General features: G+C 62.2%; 17 protein-coding genes. 7 read left to right on the forward strand and 10 right to left on the reverse strand.

From position 1 onward, the window contains the following. The first annotated feature begins 44 nt into the window (after nt 1-44). Both AC1RQI_RS03715 and AC1RQI_RS03720 read left to right on the forward strand, forming a co-directional pair. Complete coding sequence (locus AC1RQI_RS03715) at nt 45-605, forward strand: cytochrome b (RefSeq protein WP_481903707.1); 561 nt, start codon at nt 45-47, stop codon at nt 603-605. Nucleotides 606-649: 44 nt separating this feature from the next. Continuing rightward, nucleotides 650-1,252, forward strand: a complete 603-nt coding sequence (locus tag AC1RQI_RS03720) for a YceI family protein (RefSeq protein ID WP_481903708.1) — start codon at nt 650-652, stop codon at nt 1,250-1,252. Here AC1RQI_RS03720 and AC1RQI_RS03725 read toward each other — a convergent pair. After that, nucleotides 1,246-1,488 carry a hypothetical protein gene (locus tag AC1RQI_RS03725; RefSeq protein WP_481903709.1) on the reverse strand — a complete coding sequence of 81 codons (243 nt, stop codon included), beginning with the start codon at nt 1,486-1,488 and terminating at the stop codon, nt 1,246-1,248. The genes AC1RQI_RS03720 and AC1RQI_RS03725 overlap by 7 nt on opposite strands. A 163-nt stretch (nt 1,489-1,651) precedes the next feature. Between AC1RQI_RS03725 and parC the strand changes: the two genes are divergently transcribed. Next, nucleotides 1,652-3,955, forward strand: coding sequence for a DNA topoisomerase IV subunit A (gene parC, locus AC1RQI_RS03730; RefSeq protein ID WP_481903710.1), 2,304 nt, complete (start codon nt 1,652-1,654; stop codon nt 3,953-3,955). Continuing rightward, the gene (serB, locus tag AC1RQI_RS03735; RefSeq protein ID WP_416635356.1) at nt 3,948-5,183 is read left to right on the forward strand and encodes a phosphoserine phosphatase SerB; all 1,236 of its coding nucleotides are present in this window, start codon (nt 3,948-3,950) and stop codon (nt 5,181-5,183) included. Before parC ends, serB begins: the two co-directional genes overlap by 8 nt. 18 nt (nt 5,184-5,201) lie before the next feature. Here serB and AC1RQI_RS03740 read toward each other — a convergent pair whose 3' ends face one another. The 3 genes from AC1RQI_RS03740 to epmB all read right to left on the reverse strand — a co-directional run bounded on the left by AC1RQI_RS03740 (nt 5,202) and on the right by epmB (nt 10,250). After that, a complete protein-coding gene (locus tag AC1RQI_RS03740; protein ID WP_481903711.1) occupies nt 5,202-7,292 on the reverse strand; it encodes an EAL domain-containing protein in 2,091 nt (696 codons plus the stop codon). A gap of 41 nt (nt 7,293-7,333) precedes the next feature. Further along, nucleotides 7,334-9,106: a GTPase gene (locus tag AC1RQI_RS03745; protein ID WP_481903712.1), complete on the reverse strand. Its 1,773-nt coding sequence runs from the start codon at nt 9,104-9,106 to the stop codon at nt 7,334-7,336. 103 nt (nt 9,107-9,209) lie between these two features. Beyond that, nucleotides 9,210-10,250: an EF-P beta-lysylation protein EpmB gene (gene epmB, locus AC1RQI_RS03750; RefSeq protein WP_416635353.1), complete on the reverse strand. Its 1,041-nt coding sequence runs from the start codon at nt 10,248-10,250 to the stop codon at nt 9,210-9,212. A 39-nt stretch (nt 10,251-10,289) separates the two neighbouring features. On the opposite strand from epmB, the gene efp reads away from it, so the two are divergent. Together efp and epmA are read left to right on the forward strand one after the other, a co-directional pair. After that, a complete protein-coding gene (gene efp / locus AC1RQI_RS03755) occupies nt 10,290-10,865 on the forward strand; it encodes an elongation factor P (RefSeq protein ID WP_416635352.1) in 576 nt (191 codons plus the stop codon). After that, nucleotides 10,862-11,806, forward strand: a complete 945-nt coding sequence (gene epmA / locus AC1RQI_RS03760; RefSeq protein ID WP_481903713.1) for an EF-P lysine aminoacylase EpmA — start codon at nt 10,862-10,864, stop codon at nt 11,804-11,806. The genes efp and epmA overlap by 4 nt, the downstream gene beginning before the upstream one ends. Nucleotides 11,807-11,816: 10 nt before the next feature. On the opposite strand, the gene asd is transcribed toward epmA, so the two are convergent. The 6 genes from asd to AC1RQI_RS03790 form a co-directional block, all read right to left on the reverse strand. Beyond that, complete coding sequence (asd, locus tag AC1RQI_RS03765; protein ID WP_481903714.1) at nt 11,817-12,671, reverse strand: archaetidylserine decarboxylase; 855 nt, start codon at nt 12,669-12,671, stop codon at nt 11,817-11,819. After that, complete coding sequence (locus tag AC1RQI_RS03770; protein ID WP_481903715.1) at nt 12,668-13,480, reverse strand: sulfurtransferase; 813 nt, start codon at nt 13,478-13,480, stop codon at nt 12,668-12,670. Before AC1RQI_RS03770 ends, asd begins: the two co-directional genes overlap by 4 nt. A 62-nt stretch (nt 13,481-13,542) precedes the next feature. Continuing rightward, nucleotides 13,543-15,333, reverse strand: a complete 1,791-nt coding sequence (oadA, locus tag AC1RQI_RS03775; protein ID WP_481903716.1) for a sodium-extruding oxaloacetate decarboxylase subunit alpha — start codon at nt 15,331-15,333, stop codon at nt 13,543-13,545. 21 nt (nt 15,334-15,354) lie between these two features. Continuing rightward, nucleotides 15,355-16,776, reverse strand: a complete 1,422-nt coding sequence (locus tag AC1RQI_RS03780) for an acetyl-CoA carboxylase biotin carboxylase subunit (protein ID WP_416635347.1) — start codon at nt 16,774-16,776, stop codon at nt 15,355-15,357. 11 nt (nt 16,777-16,787) lie between these two features. After that, nucleotides 16,788-17,384 (reverse strand): CBS domain-containing protein, encoded by a 597-nt coding sequence (locus tag AC1RQI_RS03785; protein WP_416635346.1) that lies wholly within the window; start codon nt 17,382-17,384, stop codon nt 16,788-16,790. Between the two features lie 26 nt (nt 17,385-17,410). After that, nucleotides 17,411-17,758 carry a hypothetical protein gene (locus AC1RQI_RS03790; protein ID WP_481903717.1) on the reverse strand — a complete coding sequence of 116 codons (348 nt, stop codon included), beginning with the start codon at nt 17,756-17,758 and terminating at the stop codon, nt 17,411-17,413. Between the two features lie 181 nt (nt 17,759-17,939). Between AC1RQI_RS03790 and motA the strand changes: the two genes are divergently transcribed. Then, nucleotides 17,940-18,791: a flagellar motor stator protein MotA gene (gene motA / locus AC1RQI_RS03795; RefSeq protein ID WP_416635345.1), complete on the forward strand. Its 852-nt coding sequence runs from the start codon at nt 17,940-17,942 to the stop codon at nt 18,789-18,791. The last annotated feature ends 18 nt before the right edge of the window (nt 18,792-18,809 follow it).

Below are 18,809 nucleotides of genomic sequence, written 5' to 3' on the forward strand. Positions count from 1 at the left end.
CAAAGCTAGTCTGTGTGGCATCCATGGACAAGGGGCGGAAAACGATGCAGTGGCGCAATACAAAAGCCCGCTGGGGCATTGTCAGCGTTGGCTTTCATTGGCTGATGGGGATCGCCGTCGTCGCTCTTTTTGCGATCGGGCTCTACATGGTGGATCTCGGGTACATGGATCCGCTGCGGAACGTGCTGCCGGACTGGCATCGCAGCATTGGCCTGCTGCTGGGCGCGGCCCTGGTGCTGCGGTTGGTGTGGCGGTTCGTTTCGCCGCCGCCTGCGCCAGTGCCCGGCCACAGCCGGGTTGAGCACCTGGGCGCCCATGCTGCCCACTGGCTCCTGTACGCCCTGATGCTGGCCATGGTGATCAGTGGCTACCTGATCTCCACGGCTGACGGGCGTGGCGTGGCGGTCTTTGACTGGTTCAGCGTCCCGGCGCTAACCGGTAATGTGCAGGGTATGGAGGACGTGGCGGGGGACTGGCACCGCTGGATGGGGTGGACGGTGGTCATTCTCGCCGGCCTTCATGGCGTGGCCGCGCTCAAACACCATTTCTGGGATCGTGACGATACACTGCGGCGGATGCTGTGCATGAAGCTGCGCCAGCAGTGATTCCAGGACGAACGTTCAATAACGACACAGACAAGGAGAAGACTATGAATCTGACAACCCTGACCCGGAGTTTTGTCGCCTCGGCAGCCACGGTCGCGATGGTGGGTTCGGGCCCGGCCCTGGCGGCGGATCCGAGCGGCACCTATGCCTTTGATCGCGAAGGGCAGCACCAGTTCATCCAGTTCCGCATCAGCCATCTTGGCTTCAGTACCCTTTACGGGCGCTTCAATGACTTTGATGGCAGCTTCAAGTACGACGCGGAGAATCCGGAACAATCCTCGGTCAGCGTGACCGTGGATACCAGCAGCGTGGATTCCAATCATTCGGAGCGGGATAAACACCTTCGCAGCGATGATTTCCTCAATGTGAGCAAGTACCCGGAAGCAACCTTCGAGAGCACTGACGTGGAAATGAAAGGTGAGGATTCCGCGACGGTGACCGGCGACCTGACGTTACACGGCGTGACGCGTGAGGTGGATCTGGATATGGAGCTGATCAACCACGGCAAGGACCCCTGGGGGAACTACCGCATGGGTTTTGAGGGCACCACAACCCTGACGCTGGAGAATTTCGGGATTGACTACGATCTGGGCCCGGAAGCCGAGCAGGTAACGCTGATGCTGTCAGTGGAGGGCGTGCGTCAGTGACGACGGCGTGACCGGTCGGTGGCCTCCTGGCGGGGCCGCCGCTGGTGCCTGGTTAGAAGCAGGTTGAAAAAAACCAGGATACTGACCCCCAGACTGGTGAGGCCGTAGAGACGCAGGTCCACGAGGCCACCCGCCCACATGTATTCCACCATAATGATCAGCACGAAGGTGAGCAGGCCCACCATGAGTCCCTGGGCCGCAGCCCGACGCGCAGCGCGTATTCGACTCGATGCCATAAGGGGTCTCGGTTCCACCGTGATAACAGGATGGTCGCAGAAGGTGGTTTCACGTTAGCCTTGAGCCTCCCTGGCCACTATTCGGGAAATCCACTACCGCTTGTTTGGAGTCCAGCGCAAGCCTCCCTATAATGGCGCTTTGCCCGAAAAGGGGCACCCACCCATGACGGAGCACCGAGGGGCTATGCCGGAATTCGAGACCACCGACGAGGGCTATGAGCGCGTTGCGCTGAGGGATTACACGGAGAAAGCGTACCTGGACTATTCCATGTACGTCATTCTTGACCGGGCCCTGCCGCACATCGGGGATGGGTTGAAACCCGTCCAGCGCCGGATTGTCTATGCCATGTCGGAGCTGGGGCTCTCCGCCACCGCCAAGTACAAAAAGTCCGCGCGCACCGTGGGCGATGTGCTGGGCAAGTTCCACCCCCATGGGGATTCGGCGTGTTATGAGGCCATGGTGCTCATGGCACAGCCCTTTTCCTACCGCTACCCGCTGGTGGATGGCCAGGGTAACTGGGGCAGCCAGGACGACCCCAAGTCCTTCGCTGCCATGCGTTACACCGAAGCCAGACTGGCGAAGTTTTCCGAGGTGCTGCTCAGTGAGCTGGGCCAGGGTACAGTGGATTGGCAGCCTAACTTTGACGGCACCCTGAACGAGCCAGCGACGCTGCCGGCGCGGGTGCCGCATGTGCTGCTCAACGGGACCACGGGGATCGCCGTGGGCATGGCCACGGATATTCCGCCGCATAATCTGCGGGAGGTGGTCGCCGCCTGCATCCGGCTGCTGGATGAACCCGGGGCGGATGTGGACGCCCTCTGTGATCACATCCAGGGGCCTGATTTCCCGGCGGGCGCAGCCATTGTCTCTTCGCGGGAGGATCTGCGTCAGCTTTACCGTACGGGCCGCGGGACGCTGCGCATGCGGGCCCGCTGGCAGGTTGAAAACGGTGATATCGTCATCAACGCCATGCCGCATCAGGTTTCGGGCAACCGGATCATGGAACAGATCGCACAACAGATGCAGTCCCGCAAACTGCCAATGGTCACGGATCTGCGCGATGAATCGGATCATGAGAACCCGGTGCGGATGGTGATCTCGCCGCGCTCCAACCGGGTGGATACGGAAGGTCTGATGGAGCATCTGTTCGCCAGCACGGACCTGGAAAAGAATTACCGGATGAACCTCAATGTCATCGGTCTGGACGGGCGTCCCCGCGTTCGGGATCTGCGAGGGCTTTTGTCCGAATGGCTGGAATACCGCCACGAGACCGTGCGTCGCCGTCTTGAACACCGTCTGGGCAAGGTCAGGGCACGGCTGCACATCCTTGAGGGGTTGCTCGTTGCCTATCTCAACATTGATGAAGTGATCCAGATCATCCGTGACGAGGATAAACCCAAACCGGTACTGATGGACCGTTTCGGGCTCTCGGACGAACAGGCCGAGGCCATCCTGGAACTCAAGCTGCGCAATCTGGCCAAGCTTGAGGAAATGAAGATCCGTGGCGAGCAGGATGAACTCCAGCAGGAGCGTGACAGCCTTCAGGCCACACTGGGCTCTGAAGTGCGGATGCGTGAGCTCATCAAGTCTGAGCTCGAGGCGGATGCCGAGGCGTTTGGTGACGACAGGCGCAGTCCCATTGAGGCGAAGAGCGAGGCGAAAGCCTTCAGTGAGACGGATCTGGTGTCCGGGGATCCGGTGACGGTTGTGCTGTCCGAAAAAGGCTGGATCCGGGCCGCCAAGGGTCACGATATTGATCCCAGTGGTCTCAGCTATAAGGCCGGTGACCGCTTCGCGTTGGCGGCGAGGGGGCGTAACAACCAACAGGCGCTGGTGCTGGATACCACTGGTCGCAGCTATGCCCTCAATACCCATACGCTGCCGTCGGCCCGGGGCCAGGGCGAGCCACTGACCACCCGCATCAATCCGCCCACCGGCGCCGGTTTCGCCGGACTCCTCATGGCGGGCGAGGGCCGGGTGCTGCTCAGTACCTCGGCCGGGTATGGTTTCGTGGCCCCGATTACTTCGCTGGTGAGCCGTAATCGTAATGGCAAGGCGGTTCTCAGCGTTCCGGAGGGGGCCAGCATATTGCCGCCGCAAACCGTGCGCGAGGGAGATAATGTCTGGCTCGCGGCTGTTTCCAGCGAAGGGCGTCTGCTGGTCTTCCCATTGAGCGAGCTGCCGGAACGGGCCAAGGGCAAGGGCAACAAGATGCTCGGGATTCCGCCGGCGCAGGTGCGCAGTGGCGAGGAGTTCATGGTGACGGTCACCACCTTTGGGGAGCAGGACAAGCTGGTGCTCCATGCGGGCAAGCGTCATCTGACCCTGCGCTTCAGTGACCTTGAACATTACCGGGGCGAACGCGGGCGGCGTGGCCACAAGCTGCCGCGAGGGCTCCAAAGGGTCGATCGTATCGACGTGATTGAACACAACAACGCCGGGGAGGCGGGTTCAGCGGATGAGTGAACTGGTACTGATCAATGTGTCCGGGCGGGACAAACCCGGGCTCACCTCGGAGATCACGGGCATCATGGCGCGGTTTGATGTGCGCATACTGGATGTTGGTCAGGCCGTGATCCACGACCATCTGACCTGGGGGATCCTCGCGGAGATTCCGGAGGAGGATAACGCGCCCCAGGTGTTCAAGGAGCTGTTGTTCCGTATCCATGAGCTGGATATGCAGGTCCGCTTTGAGCCCATTACCGAGGAGGCCTACCAGGAGTGGGTGGCGGGCAAAGGGCGGGGGCGCTATGTGGTCACCCTCATGGCGAGGGACATTACGGCGAACCAGATTGCCCGCGTTTCAAGCATTACCGCCCAGCACGGGCTCAACATCGACAATATTGCGCGCCTGTCCGGCCGCACGGGCCTGGAGCGCAGTGATCGCATCGCTTGTGTGGAGTTCTCCGTGAGGGGCACGCCCCAGGACCTGGAGGCATTGCGCTCCGACTTCCTGCACATCGCCACGGATCTGAACGTGGACATTGGTTTCCAGGAGGACTCCATTTACCGCCGCAACCGCCGTCTGGTGGTGTTTGACATGGATTCAACCCTGATCGAGGCGGAGGTTATCGATGAGCTGGCCGAAGAGGCCGGTGTCGGCCACAAGGTGGCGGAGATTACCGAGCGCGCCATGCGCGGGGAGCTGGACTTCAGTCAGAGCTTCCGGGAACGGGTGGCACTGCTGGAAGGCATGGAAGAGTCCGTGCTCGAACGCGTGGCCGCGCGGCTGAAACTGACGGAAGGGGCCGAACGGCTCATTAATACGTTGCGCAACCTCGGCTATCGCACGGCGATTCTGTCAGGCGGCTTCACTTACTTCGCACGGCACCTGCAGAAGCAGCTCAATATCGACTACGTCTACGCCAATGATCTTGAGATCCAGGACGGTCGGGTGACCGGCGAGGTGGCCGGCCGTATTGTGGACGGCCAGCGCAAGGCTGAGCTGCTGGAGCAGATCGCGGATCAGGAGCGCATCCGGCTGGAGCAGGTGATTGCTGTTGGCGATGGCGCCAACGACCTGCCCATGCTCAGCAAAGCCGGTCTGGGTGTGGCCTTCCGCGCCAAGCCGTTGGTCAAGGAATCCGCCCGCCATTCCATTTCCACGCTGGGGCTGGATGCCATCCTGTATCTGTTGGGCTACCGGGAGTCGGATCGGGCCCCCGACCTGGTCGCCGTGAACAGGGACCAGTAGCGCCGCGCCCGGCGCTATTCAGTCGCCTTCACCGAAGTCATAGTCCATGTCCGGTGTCGGCGCCTGCAGGTAGTAGCCCTGGATGTAGTTGACGCCCGCCTGCCAGATCGTGGCCAGGACCGAGGCGCTCTCGACCAGTGGCATGACCGTAAGCTTACCCTGTTGGTGCAGGGTCTGGATCATTTCCTTGACCGTCTCGCGCGACTGTTCATCCTTCTGGATTTCATCGGTGTAGGTGCCGTCCAGTTTCACGTAGTCCACATCCAGGTGCTTGAGGGTGTTGAAGGGGTTCAGGGCACCCCCGAAGTGGGTGATGGACAGCGAGCAGCGCAGCTCGCGCAGCGCGTTGCAGAAATCCCGGGCCTGCTTGAGGTAGGTCGTGGCGTCGCGCTCCGAGAACTGGAATATCAGTGAGTTGCCCGGCAAACGTGCTGCCTTGAGCGCTACGCCCAGCCAGGACGGGAAGGTCTGGTCCTGGATCGTCTCGGCGGTCAGGTTCAGGAAAAGCTTGGTCTCATGCCCCTTGGAACGATGACTGGCCAGCTGCTTGATCGTTTGCAGTACCACCCAGCGGTCAATCTTGGCCGCCGTGTTGACCGGGCCGCCCGGCGGCAGGAAGTCGTAGGGCGAGACCTCGTTGTCATTCTGGTCCAGCATCCGGACGAAGGCCTCGTAGTGCTCTTCGCCTTCGCCGCGCAGGTTGATGATGGGCTGGAACAGGAGCCGGAACTGGTCGTTATCCAGCGCCTGCTGGATGGCATCGGCGGTGCCTTCCAGGCTGCCACCATGGCTCTGCAGCTGTGGTTCGTAGACATTGATGCCGTTGCCGTGCTCATGCCCTTCCTGCTGGCGGACGTCGTCAGCCGCGGTATGCGCCCGCCCGACCAGATCCTCCGCCTGAGGGGCGTTCTCGGTGATGGCGGCAATGCCGATACTGACGGTCAGCTGAAGCGTGCGGCCCGAGGCCTCGAACAGGTAATCCTCGACACGCCGGCGCAGGTTTTCGGCCACCTCCTTCATGCTGTCGATCGTATCCTGGGGGCCGAGGATGCAGAAGGCATCGTCGCTGAGGCGGGCGACCACCTGGTTATCCCTGGCGCAGCCGGAGATGAGTGCGGCCATGTCACCAATCACCAGGTCGGCGCCGGAGATACCAATCTGGTTTTTCTTGTGCACGAACTCATCCAGAGCAATGTAGGCCAGTGTCGCGTCTGAGCCTTCTTTCTGGACCCGTGCGATGGTCTGGGACAGGGTGTCCATCAGGTGGTGACGGTTGTAGAGCCCCGTGAGGACGTCCTTGCTGCTGATCTCCTTGAGCTTTTCCTGCAGTTCGGCGCTATCCTGCACCGGTCGTGCCACAATCTGGATACAGGGCTCGCCATCATAGGTGGCGGCGGAGAGTTCGGCGGTAACGTCGATGGTTTCGCCATCAGGGCGCTCAATGGTCACCGTCAGCGGTTCCTCGGGGGTCTCACCTTCCCGGAACTGCTTCATGGCCTCCTTGAAGTCCTGCTGGCTGTCACTTTTCAGGGTGTCGAGCACTGGCAGGGCCAGCAGGTCGTCCGGATCGTCGTAACCCAGCAGCTCCAGGTAGGAGTGGTTCGCGTAGACGTGCAGGCCGTCGTTGATGTAGGCGATAGCGTCCTTGGAACTTTCCAGAAGCAGGTGACAGCGCTGCTCCGCGTCCTTGAGATGCCAGGCCAGTGAGCGGCGCTTGCGGCGCTCCGCCAGGTTGGCCAGCTCGCGGTCAATGACCTGGCGAAGCAGGGTGCTGTTGTTGAAGGGCACGGCGTCCTGGGCGCCGCGCTCCATGATGGCGCTGCGGCGTTCATCGTCCGCCTCCCCCGTCATGAGGACGGCGGGCAGGTCCCGGTCCTGGCGCCGGATCTGATCCAGTGCTTCTTCCGGTGATGGCTCCTGCTCCATGTCCCGAATGAGCAACAGGTCCCAGGTGCCGGTGCTCAGCGTTTCCTGGAGATCTTCCGTGGAGGTGACCCGATGCGCGCGTGTAGCGCGTCCCGCGTTGCGCAGCAGGCTCACCACCTGTTCCGCATCGTTCTGGGATGGGTCAAGGAGCAGCAAATGGATGGTTTCAGTCTTCTGGGGCATGATGCCGCGGGGACTCCCTGAATTGATTGCGTGTCATAGTTTTACAGGGATTGCCACAGTGAATCAAAGTCATCGTCGTCACCAGAGCTGGAACGGCGCTGGGCTGAAGGTTGGTGAAAGCGCAATTCGAACTGGCTGATGCTGCTGGTGGCTGATACCCGCCGGGTGAGGTGGGCGGACTCTTTCTGGCCGTCGCGCAACAGTGTAATGCGGTGGCCGGTCTGGAAGGGCATGCTTGGAGTGAGCAGGGTTGCGGGCTGGTTGATGGCTCTGAGTTCCGGCAGCAGCAGTCCTCGCAGGAATTCGCTGCCACTGCCGCTCTTGTGGTCGAGCCGCACCGCGCAGGGCGTGGCGCCTGGCCCCAGCAGTTCAATGCCCAGTTGGGTGGCACGTGCGCCGCCCTGGCGGATCCAGCGGATCAGGGCGATATTCCAGGGTTGCCCGCTGTTTTCGCGGACTCCCACGATTTCGCCGGTCTGCAGGGTCGAGGGCATTGCCGCATCCCAGTTGAGGCAGTAACCAGCGGGGCTGGTGTTCTCCAGGCTGACGTCGTAGAGCGGATAGGTCTGCTCGTCCTCGCCGGCCCTCTCGCCTCCGGAGCCGCGGAAATCGATGGGCGTATCCGGGGAGGCCATGGTTTCATTGTGGCCGGCGTCAAAGGCGTTGGCCCACGGGTCATTGCGCCGCTGCGCGGCACCCAGGAAGACGTTCTCCTGGGGCTCTGTGTCCTGGCTGTGCACAAAATGGTTGAAGGGTTCGCCGCCCGCACAGAAATAGTGGGCAGCGGTCATGCCCACGGCTACTTCCAGCCTGCCTGAGCTGTCGATGCGTGAGTAGGAGCGCTGGGTCAGAACACCCAGTGCCTGACCCAGGTGCGTGAGCAGGGCCTCGCTGATCCGGGTGGGCAGCTCAGGGGCGTTTTTCCGGTCATTGTGGCTTCCGCCCTCCGCCAGAGCGTTCAGTTCCCCTGCCAGCTCGGTGCTGTCGAAGCCGATGTGATGACTGGCCAGCGGCGAACGAAGCAGGTTGCGATAGGTCGGCGGTGCATCCTGATCGAGGTTGATCACGAACAGCGCTTCGTTCATGCCCCGTTGAAGAATCCGGGTATGGCCAGTCCAGCATTCAAACAGGCCATACACATCCCGCAGCTCTTTCTGGCGGAGTTGGTTGGGGCGGCAGCACCCCAGCAGCAGCAATCGCTTGTAGGCGTCCTCGGTCGTGGTCTGGCTGTAGTACTCATTGACCGGGTCTTCTATGGCGAGGCCGGTGATCTGCCTTGATAGGGCCCAGTTGAAGATCTGGTGCGCTTCGTACCAGGTGCCTTCCGGGCAGGGCGCGTACAGCTGGCTGGCGCGCAGGACGGTGCTGCCAAGGCTGGATATGGCCCGGTGGCAGGCCCTGGCGTTGGCCATTTTGTGCCTGTCGGGATGGGATGCCGCGGCCTGTTGGCTCACCACAATCTTATAGCCCGTGGCCAGGTGGCGCTGCAGCGCCTGGGCAAGGTTGGCGACCTTGCGCTGTTTGGTGGTCAGAACCACTGAGCGCCCCAGAAAATGATGGGAAAGCTGTTCGCAGATGAAGTTGAGTTTGGGGCGCAGAAGGCCCAGGAGCTTCATGCGAAGGGCGGGCGAGGCATCCAGCTGGTTGAGCTCAATGATGGCGTGGTAGAGCTGGCGTGCGGATTCTCCAACATTGGCGATGGGCAGACCCTCGACCCAGAGCTTCAGGGCACGCGGGGAGGCCTCGCAGAAGGAGAGGCTGTTGAGTTGTTGGTCCGGAAGCGTGAGGTCCGGCTGTCCTGTTGTGCCCGCCATTGGCCGTTACCATTGGTTACTGGGAGTTCCAGATACAATACAAGTTCACGGTTGACACAATAGCAAGCGCAACAGGCTGTTGCTGTTGATTTTACAAGCGCTTTCAAAGGTTGAGAGGTTGTTTTGCGGGTTCTCCGGGCACTTCTCTCACAAGCCTTGGCACCAGGAACCCCGGCAGACGCTCAAGCAGGGTCCGGGTCAGCTCCCGGGCCCGTTCATCGCCAGGGTCGTAGTGCGCGGCACCGGCAATCGGATCAAAGGCATGCAGGTAATAGGGGAGCACGCCACACTCGAAAAGCCGTTCGCTCAAACGCTCCAGGGTGTCGGCATCATCATTGATGCGGCGCAACAGCACCGCCTGGTTGAGCAGGGTTGTGCCGGTACCCGCCAATGCCTTCAGCGCTGCGTGAACATCGTCATCAATCTCTGCCGGATGGTTGATATGGAGCACGACAATCTTTTGAAGCGGGCTTTCAGAGAGCCACTCCAGAAGCTCACCATTCACACGCTGGGGGATCACCACCGGCAGCCGTGTATGAAGGCGCAGGCGGCGTATCCGGGGCAGGGCGGCCACGGCCGTGGCGAGCCGGGCCAGGAGCGGGTCCGGGCTGGCCAGCGGATCGCCGCCACTGAAGATGACCTCGTTGATTGCCGGGTCGGCTTCGATGCGGCTCAGTGCCGCGTCCCAGTCAGAGCCCCCCAGCTGGTGTTCATCATAGGGGAAGTGGCGACGGAAGCAGTATCGACAGTTGATGGCGCAGGCGCCGGTCACCATCAGCAGGGCTCGTGATGCGTACTTATGCACGAGTCCGGAAGTGGCGCTGGCTTGCTCGCCGCTGACTTCTGCAAGCGGGTCGTTGACGTAACCCGGATGATCGTCGGCTTCCTCAGGGAAGGGCAGGATCTGGCGCAGCAGCGGGTCATCCGGGTTGCCGGGCTCGATACGGCGCAGCCAGGGCTCGGGGGCCCGGATTGGAAACTGGCGGTGGCCGGGCGCCATGTCCTCGATCATGGTTTCCGGCAGGGCCAGCCGTTGGCACAGCGCCGCTGGGGTGGTTACGGCGCGTCCCAGCTCTTTCTGCCACCGTGGGCGGTCGCTGGCGATGGTTGTGGTTTCGACAGGCGCGTGACCGGACTGTATCATTGGCATCCCAAGTTTACTGGCAATTCGAGCGAGGCATCGATGGCGACCTATTCTACCAACGACTTTCGCGGCGGGCTGAAAGTCATGCTCGACGGTGACCCGTGCGTGATTCTTGAAAATGAGTTCGTCAAACCCGGCAAAGGCCAGGCATTCAATCGCGTCAAGCTGCGCAATCTGATGACCAACCGGGTCTGGGAGCGTACCTTCAAATCCGGGGAAACCCTGGAGGCGGCGGATGTGCTTGAACTCGACATGGAGTACGTCTACAGCGACGGCGAGTTCTGGCACTTCATGAAAACCGATGGCTCCTATGAGCAGTTCGCCGCGGACGAACGGGCCGTGGGCGATGCCGCCAAATGGCTCAAGGAGCAGGATGTTTACAGTGTGACACTGTACAACGGATCGCCGCTGAACGTCACGCCGCCGGCCTTTGTGGATCTCGAAGTAGTGGATACGGATCCGGGGGTGAAGGGTGATACCGCTCAGGGCGGTTCCAAGCCGGCCACTCTGTCCACTGGTGCGGTGGTCAACGTACCGCTGTTCATCGAGATTGGTGAGGTGGTTCGGGTCGATACCCGCAAGAACGAGTACGTCTCCCGTATCCGCAAGGGATGAGCTGGGAGCCGGGCGCCACCCCTGCAATGCTGCACGCCCGGGCCCGGCTGCTGCGGGCGCTGCGGGATTTCTTCGATGCGCGCGGCGTCATGGAGGTCCAGACGCCGGTCTGGGGGCGCCATACCGTCACGGAACCCGCGATCGAAAGCGTGCCTGCGACGGTGAACGGGCTGGATGGATGGCTTCAGACCTCTCCCGAGTATTTCATGAAGCGTCTGCTGGCGGCTGGCTCTGGCTCCATCTATCAGATCGGGCCGGTGTTCCGCTCGGGTGAGCAGGGACGGCGCCACAATCCGGAATTCACCCTTCTGGAGTGGTATCGCGTTGGTTTTGGCCTGGAGGCACTGGTGGCGGAGGTCGGGGACCTGGTGCAGGAAGTGCTGGAGGTGCCCCGCCCCCATGTGAGCGAGTACCGGGATCTGATGCGGACCTATGGCGGTGTGGACCCATGGCAGGACAGTACCCCAAAGCTGGTGGCGCAGGCCTCGCGGGTGGCTGGCATTGCGGAGGCGCAACTGGATCGGGGGGACGCCCTGGATCTGTTGATGAGCGAATGCGTGGAGCCGGCGCTGGCGGGCTTTGGCCCCGTCATTGTTCAGCATTATCCGCCGGATCAATGCGCTCTGGCGGCGGTTTCCAGTGTGCGCGGTGAGCCCGTGGCCCGGCGGTTTGAGCTTTATCTGGACGGGATCGAGATCGGGAACGCCTACGAGGAATTGCTGGATGCGGATGAGCAGCGCGAGCGCTTTGAGAGGGATAACCAGCGGCGCCGTGACGCGGGCCAGGTCATGCCGGAGCCAGACCACATGCTGTTGCAGGCCCTCGAAGCAGGGCTGCCGTTATGCAGTGGTATGGCGCTGGGCGTGGACCGACTCCTGATGCACCAGACCGGCGCGAGTGCGTTGGACGACGTGATGGCTTTTCCCGGTTCGCGTCTCTGAGCCGCTCGGCTCAGCCGGCTCGGAAGAGGGGTTCCCCCATGCGGACCGGCTGGTCCGGGGCCAGTTGCCCGATTGGTTCAACGGTGTCACGGGGCAGCATCAGGATAACGGTGCTGCCCAGGAAGAAACGCCCCATTTCGGCGCCGCGCTCCAGGTGGGGGCCGTTATGCGACTCATGCCGGATGCTGTGCCTACCGGGTGACATCCGGCCACCCCAGACGGTCTCGATACCCGCCACAATCATGGCGCCCACCATGATCACCGCCATGGGCCCGACGTCTGTCCGGAACCAGGCGACCAGGCGCTCGTTGCGCGCAAACAGGCGGGGCACGTTACGGGTCGTCACCGGGTTGACCGAGAACAGACGGCCTGGGATCGAGGTGGTTGCCTCCAGTGTGCCGGCCAGGGGCATGTGCACCCGGTGATAGTCCTTTGGGGACAGGTATATCGTAGCGAAGCGTCCCTGCTCAAATGCTGACAGGTCGGATTCGGGTTGTGCCGTGAGCTCGGCAGCGGAAAAGCTCTGGCCCTTGGCCTGGAACAGGCGTCCCCGCTGAATGGTGCCGCTCTGGCTGATCGCCCCGTCGGCTGGACAGGCAAGGGTGTGCTCATCGCCCTCGATGGGGCGTGCGGTGGCGTGCAGGGCCCGGGTAAAGAAGTCGTTGAAACTGGTGTAGGCTTCCGGGTCCGGCTGCGCCGCCTCGCTCATGTCCACGCCGTAGCGCCGGATGAAGCCGTTGATCAGGCGACGGCGCAGTGCCGGGTGCCGGGAGTCCGCTATACGGCCGGCGAGTCGCGACAGGGCGTGTTGGGGGGTCAGGTGCTGGGCACTGATGAAGCCAGTATTGATGAGCGGGCGAATCATTCGATGGGGGTCTCCGTGCGGTTGCCCCATTCCGCCCAGGAGCCGGCATAGGCTCGGACATCGGTGAAGCCCAGCGCCCGTGCCACCACATAGGTAAGCCCGGAGCGGTGGTGACTCTGGCAATGGGTGATGACGGGTTTTGAGGGCTCTATACCCTGGGATGCCAGGGTGGCCCGAAGTTGGTCTTCCGGCAGCAACCGGTAGTTCCGCTCTGGATCCATGAGCTCTGTCCATTCCAGGTTGACCGCTCCCGGAATATGGCCGCAGCGCGCCGCGGACTGGCGCTCGCCCCGGTATTCGGCCGGCGCGCGGGCGTCCCAGATCGTGGTATTGCCAGCTTTAACGGCGTCCAGGACCTGTTCCAGGTTGGCCGTGGTGGCTGGGTCCAGGTTGATGGGCGGCTCGGTCGGCTCGGGAGAAGCGGGTACCTCGGGAGTGGTGGGGTAGCCTTCAGCCCGCCAGGCAATGCGACCGCCGTTGAGCAGGCTCCAGTTCCTGTGGCCAACGGATTCGAGAAGCCAGATGAAGCGCCCGGCCCAGCCGCCCCCTTCATCATCGTAGGCAACGACGTGATGGTCCGGCCTCAGCCCGAGTCGCCCAAGCAACTGGTCCAGCTCCGCCTTTTCCGGAAGCAGGCCGGGAACGGGAGCTGTCGCGCCGCGCGTCTCACGGGGATGGACATGGAGGGCACCGGGGATATGCGCTTCGGCGTAATGTTCCGGTCCTGAAAGGTCCACGATCAGCAGCTGTTCATTGTAGAGCTGCTGAAGCAGGGCATCGGGCTCTAGAATCATCGGCAGGGATGTCATTGGGGCCTCGGTATCGTGCGTATTCAGGCGAAGGATACCAGAGGCCCCGGGTGCGCACGAGACTATTCGATCTCGACCAGCACCTCACCCGGTGTGACGCGGTCACCCTTGCGGATATGCACGGCGGATACGGCGCCCGCCACCGGTGCCTTGACCTCGGTTTCCATCTTCATGGCCTCGATGATCAGCACCGGATCCCCCGCCGAGACGTTGTCTCCCTCGCTCACCAGCACATCGACAATGTTGCCCGGCATGCTGGTGGTTACGTGCCCCTCACGGGTGGCGCGGGCACGCTGGCCGCCGCCGGGCGCGGATTCGCCCACGGCTTCCAGCTCGATCTCTTCGGGCACGCCGTCCACCGTCATGTAGAAACGGCGCCGGTCGTCGCCACCAGGGCTGACGCCAGTAACCTGGATGTCGTAGGTCTCGCCATGAACCTGGATGCGGAACTCGGTGGGCACATGGCTCGAGGTCTTCTCCGAGGGCGCCGGCTCCAGTACCTCCGGCTGAAGCGTGCCGTCACGGCGCTGCTCCAGGTAGGGCCGTGCCTGATCCGGGAACATGGCGTAGGTGAGTACATCCTCCTCGGATTCGGCAACGTCCGAGACCTGCTCCCGGAGCTTGTCGAACTCATTGGTGAGCAGGTTGGCCGGGCGCTCCTCAATCAGCTCCTCCTTGCCAACAGCGCGTTGCTGCAGGGTCTGATCCACCCCGCCCGGTGCCTTGCCGTACCAGCCCTGGAGGTATTTCTTCACTTCGTTGGTGATGGTGCCGTACCGGCTCTCGGACAGCACATTGATCACCGCCTGGGTCCCCACAATCTGGGAGGTCGGCGTGACCAGCGGCGGGTAGCCGAGCTCTTCCCGTACCCTCGGGATCTCCTGGAAGACCTCCTGGATCCGCTCCAGCGCGCCCTGTTCCTTCAGCTGGTTGGCCAGGTTGGACATCATGCCGCCAGGCACCTGGGACATGAGCACCGTGGTGTCCACCCCGTTGTATTCACTTTCGAACTGGTGGTACTTCTTGCGTACTTCGCGGAAATGGCGGGCAATGCTGTCCAGCTTCTGGAGGTCCAGACCCGTCTCATAGCCGGCATCATGGAGCGCTGCCACGATGGACTCGGTGGGCGGGTGGCTGGTGCCGCCCGCGAATGAGGAAATCGCGGTGTCCAGGTGATCGACGCCTGCTTCCACGGCGGCCCGCTGGCACATGCTGGCCATGCCCGAGGTGTAGTGCGAGTGCAGGAACACCGGCACGTCAAAGCGCTGTTTCAGGCCGCTGACAAGCTCCGAGGTCGCGGCGGGCGTGAGCAGGCCGGCCATATCCTTGATGGCAATACTGTCCACGCCCATATCCACCATGGCTTTGGCCTGCTCCAGGAAGGCTTCGGTGCCATGAACTGGGCTGACCGTGTAGCAAAGCGTACCCTGGGCATGCTTGCCGGCTTTCCTGACCGCCCGGATGCTGGTCTCAAGGTTGCGCACGTCATTGAGCGCGTCAAAGATGCGGAAAACATCGATGCCGTTGTCGGCGGCCTTCTGGACAAAGGCTTCAACCACGTCATCCGCGTAATGGCGATAACCCAGCAGGTTCTGGCCACGCAGCAGCATCTGCAGTCGGGTATTGGGCAGCGCCTTTTTCAGCTGGCGCAGCCGCTCCCAGGGGTCTTCCTTGAGGAAGCGGACACAGGCATCAAAGGTAGCACCGCCCCAGCATTCCAGTGACCAGTAGCCGGCCTGGTCCAGCCATTCACAGGCCGGGAGCATGTCCTCGGTCCGCAGGCGCGTGGCGATCAGGGACTGGTGGGCGTCGCGCAGGATAACGTCAGTGATGTGGATCTTGCGTTGGCTCATGGTTTCTCTCCTGATTCGGGGTCACAGACCGGCCTGGGCGGCAAGGGCTGCGGCAATGGCCGTGGCGACGGACTCGGGCCTGGACTTGGTGCTGTATTCGAGCAGTTCCGGGTGGTTCTCCACAAAGCTGGTATTGAAGCCACCGGCACGGAATTCCGGATGCTGCAGGATCTGCTGGTAGTACGGGATGGTCGTGGTGACGCCGTAGATGCCCATATCGTTGAGGGCGCGCCGGCTGCGTTCCAGCAGTTCGTCCCACTGCAGAGCCCAGACAATGAGCTTGGCGCACATGGAGTCGTAATGCGGCGGGATCTCATAGCCGGTGTACATGGCGGCGTCGGTTCGCACGCCAGGGCCACCCGCCGAGTAATATCGGCTGATGCGTCCGAAGCTCGGCAGGAAGCCGTTCTGTGGGTCCTCGGCGTTAATCCGGAACTGGGCGGCAAAGCCCCGGTAACTGATGCCGGACTGGTCGTAGGGCAGGGGATCTCCCGCCGCAATGCGGATCTGGGTCTTGACGATGTCTACGCCGGTGATTTCTTCGGTGATGGTGTGTTCCACCTGCACCCGCGTGTTCATCTCCATGAAGTAGAACTCGCCGCTGTCATCCAACAGGAACTCAACCGTGCCGGCGTTCTCATAGCCGCAGCCTTTGGCTACACGCACGGCCAGATCGCCGATGGTCTCGCGCTGCGTGTCGGAGAGCTGGGGGGAGGGGGCCAGCTCGATCAGCTTCTGGTTGCGCCGCTGGATGGAACAGTCGCGCTCATAAAGGTGTATGGCGTTACCCTGGCTGTCGACCAGCACCTGTACTTCGATGTGACGGGGATTGACGATGCATTTTTCCAGGAAGACCTCGGCGCTGCCAAAGGCCTTGGTCGCCTCGGATATGACCCGCTCGTAGTTCTGGCGCAGCTGCTGCTCATCGTCGCAACGGCGGATGCCTCGGCCACCTCCGCCGGAGGTGGCCTTGAGCATCACCGGATAGCCGATGCGCGCGGCCTGGGTCACCGCTTCCTCCACGTCCCCGAGGTTGCCCTCGGAGCCCGGCGTCACCGGTACGCCGGCGCGGATGGCGGTGTTGCGAGCTTCGGTCTTGTCGCCCATGGCGTGGATGACTTCCGGGGCTGGACCGATGAAACGAACACCGCGTTCACGGCACACCGCCGCCAGTGTTTCGTTCTCGGAAAGGAAGCCATATCCCGGGTGCAGGGCGTCGCACCCTGTCTCCACCGCGAGATTCACCACCTGGTGCGGGTTGAGGTACCCCGATAGCGGGTCCTGGCTGATGCAGTGGGCCTCATCGGCTTTTTTCACGTGCAGCGAATACCGGTCCGCCTCGGAATAGATCGCGACCGCCGTGATGCCCAGCTCCTGGCAGGCCCGGGCAATGCGGACGGCAATCTCGCCCCGATTGGCGATCAGTACCTTTCTGATAGGCATGCAGCGTCTCCTCAATCGAATTCGCCGTTAACGGCCCGGACGATCTCCGCGAACGAGCTCGCGCGCGCCCGGCTATCCAGCGACACTTGCAGGCGTCTCGTGACATGGCTGGCCGGGATGACCCCTCGCAGGGCAACACTGGTACCCTCTGGAGAGTCCTCGGTGACCAGCATATGCTCTTCATGTACGTCGTTGAAGGTGTGCACAAGATCCCCCACCCGAGCAGCTTCAAGGTCTTCCATGGAGATGGCGGGCAGGCGCCCGATGGGTTGCATGATCTCGTGGATGGGGACCTCTTCCGGGGTCAGCCTCATCTCATGGGCGCGTGCCATTGCCTTGCGCCCAAGCACATCCTTGAGTGTCAGCAGGCCGACACAATCTTCCGATGGGTTGAGGACCAGCTTGAGGGCGGAGTCGGCCATCCGCATACGGATCTTGGCCTCGCCCGCTTCCAGATGGCCATCGATAACCGGCGGCCGTTGTTCGCGGAAATCGATAAGCAGTGTTGTTGCGGGGGCTTCGGTGCTGAGGTCCGCATGCATTTGAGGGTGCGCGATGTGTTGTGCTTCCAGTTCCCGGACTGTAGGAATGGGCTGATAGGTACTCATGGTATCGCTCCTGAAGAATGATCGTACTAAGGATCGCCGTGAAGGCGGTGCTCGGATCGTTCAGAAGCGAGGGGCGGCCCTTGGGGCAGTATCGGGAAACGGGTCAGGTGATGCCGGCTCCCGAGGACCCGCAGCGGAGTACCGGGCGTTCCGGTTTGTTTTGGGGTCGGTGCACAGGCGCCAGGCAGGTTGGCTGCAAGGGGGCCAAGCCGGGGCGTATCGTCGTTGCCGTCGCCGCTGAGGTCACAGTATTCCGCGATGCTCAGGCCAGCGGTGTCTATTGGCGCTGAGGGGGTGTGATTGAATGCAAACGCGCTCATGGTGGCCATGAGCAGCAGAGCAGTCAGTGTCACGCGTAGGCTGTGGAACGGCATCGGGGCTTTGTTCCAGTGATGATAAATATCAATTAGCATTCTACCACGTTTGGTAGCACCAGCGTGAAGTCCTTTGCGCTGCCGGCAGTCATTTGCGGGGGCTGGGACTCTGGTCCAGAATAAAAGGCGTGTCGTAAACACACTCTGATACCACCCCCATTCTCAGGAGTCTCGCTCACTCATGCTCATCATTATCGGCGTGGTCGTTGTTACGTTCAGTGTGCTGGTGGGGTATGTGTTGCATGGTGGCAAGCTGCCCGTGCTGTGGCAGCCCACCGAACTGCTGGTTATTTTTGGGGCGGCCTTCGGGGCCTTTCTGATCGGTAACAGCTTCCATACCGTCAAGGCAACATTTGCCACCTGGCCCAGGCTGATCATGGGCACGCCCTTCAACAAGGCCTTCTATACCGACCTGTTGAGCCTGCTTTCCGATGTGTTCGACAAGACGCGGAAGCAGGGGATCATGGCCATTGAGGCGGACGTGGATGATCCGGAAGAGAGCCAGATTTTTACGCGGTATCCGGCAATCATCAAGAACGAGGAACTGCTGCATTTCATCACGGATTACCTGCGGATCATGAGCACCGGCAACATGGCAGCGCATGAACTGGAAGGGCTGATGGACCAGGAGATTGAGAAGCGCGAGAAAGAACTGAAAGAGCCCGCGCACGCGGTTGCCGGGGTGGCAGAAGCGCTGCCCGGTCTGGGGATTGTTGCAGCGATCCTCGGGATCATCATCACGATGGGCTACCTGGGGGGCAGTACCAGCAAGATCGGCGGGCTCATCGGGGCGGCGCTTGCCGGAACGCTGACGGGGATCTGGGCGGCCTATGGCTATATCGGGCCAATCAGCAAGACCATGGAGCGCCAGGTGGATGAAGAGATGCATTGCTATGAATGTGTGAAGAACGCGCTGCTGGCAACGGTCTCCGGCCAGGCCCCCCAGATGGCGGTTGAGTTCGGGCGCAAGGTGCTCCCAACGGAGGCCCGGCCGAGCTTCCAGGAGCTCGACGACCATATGCGCTCCAAGTAAGCGCCACTCGCTGAAGCT

The organism is Salicola sp. AFF1, from assembly GCF_056783195.1.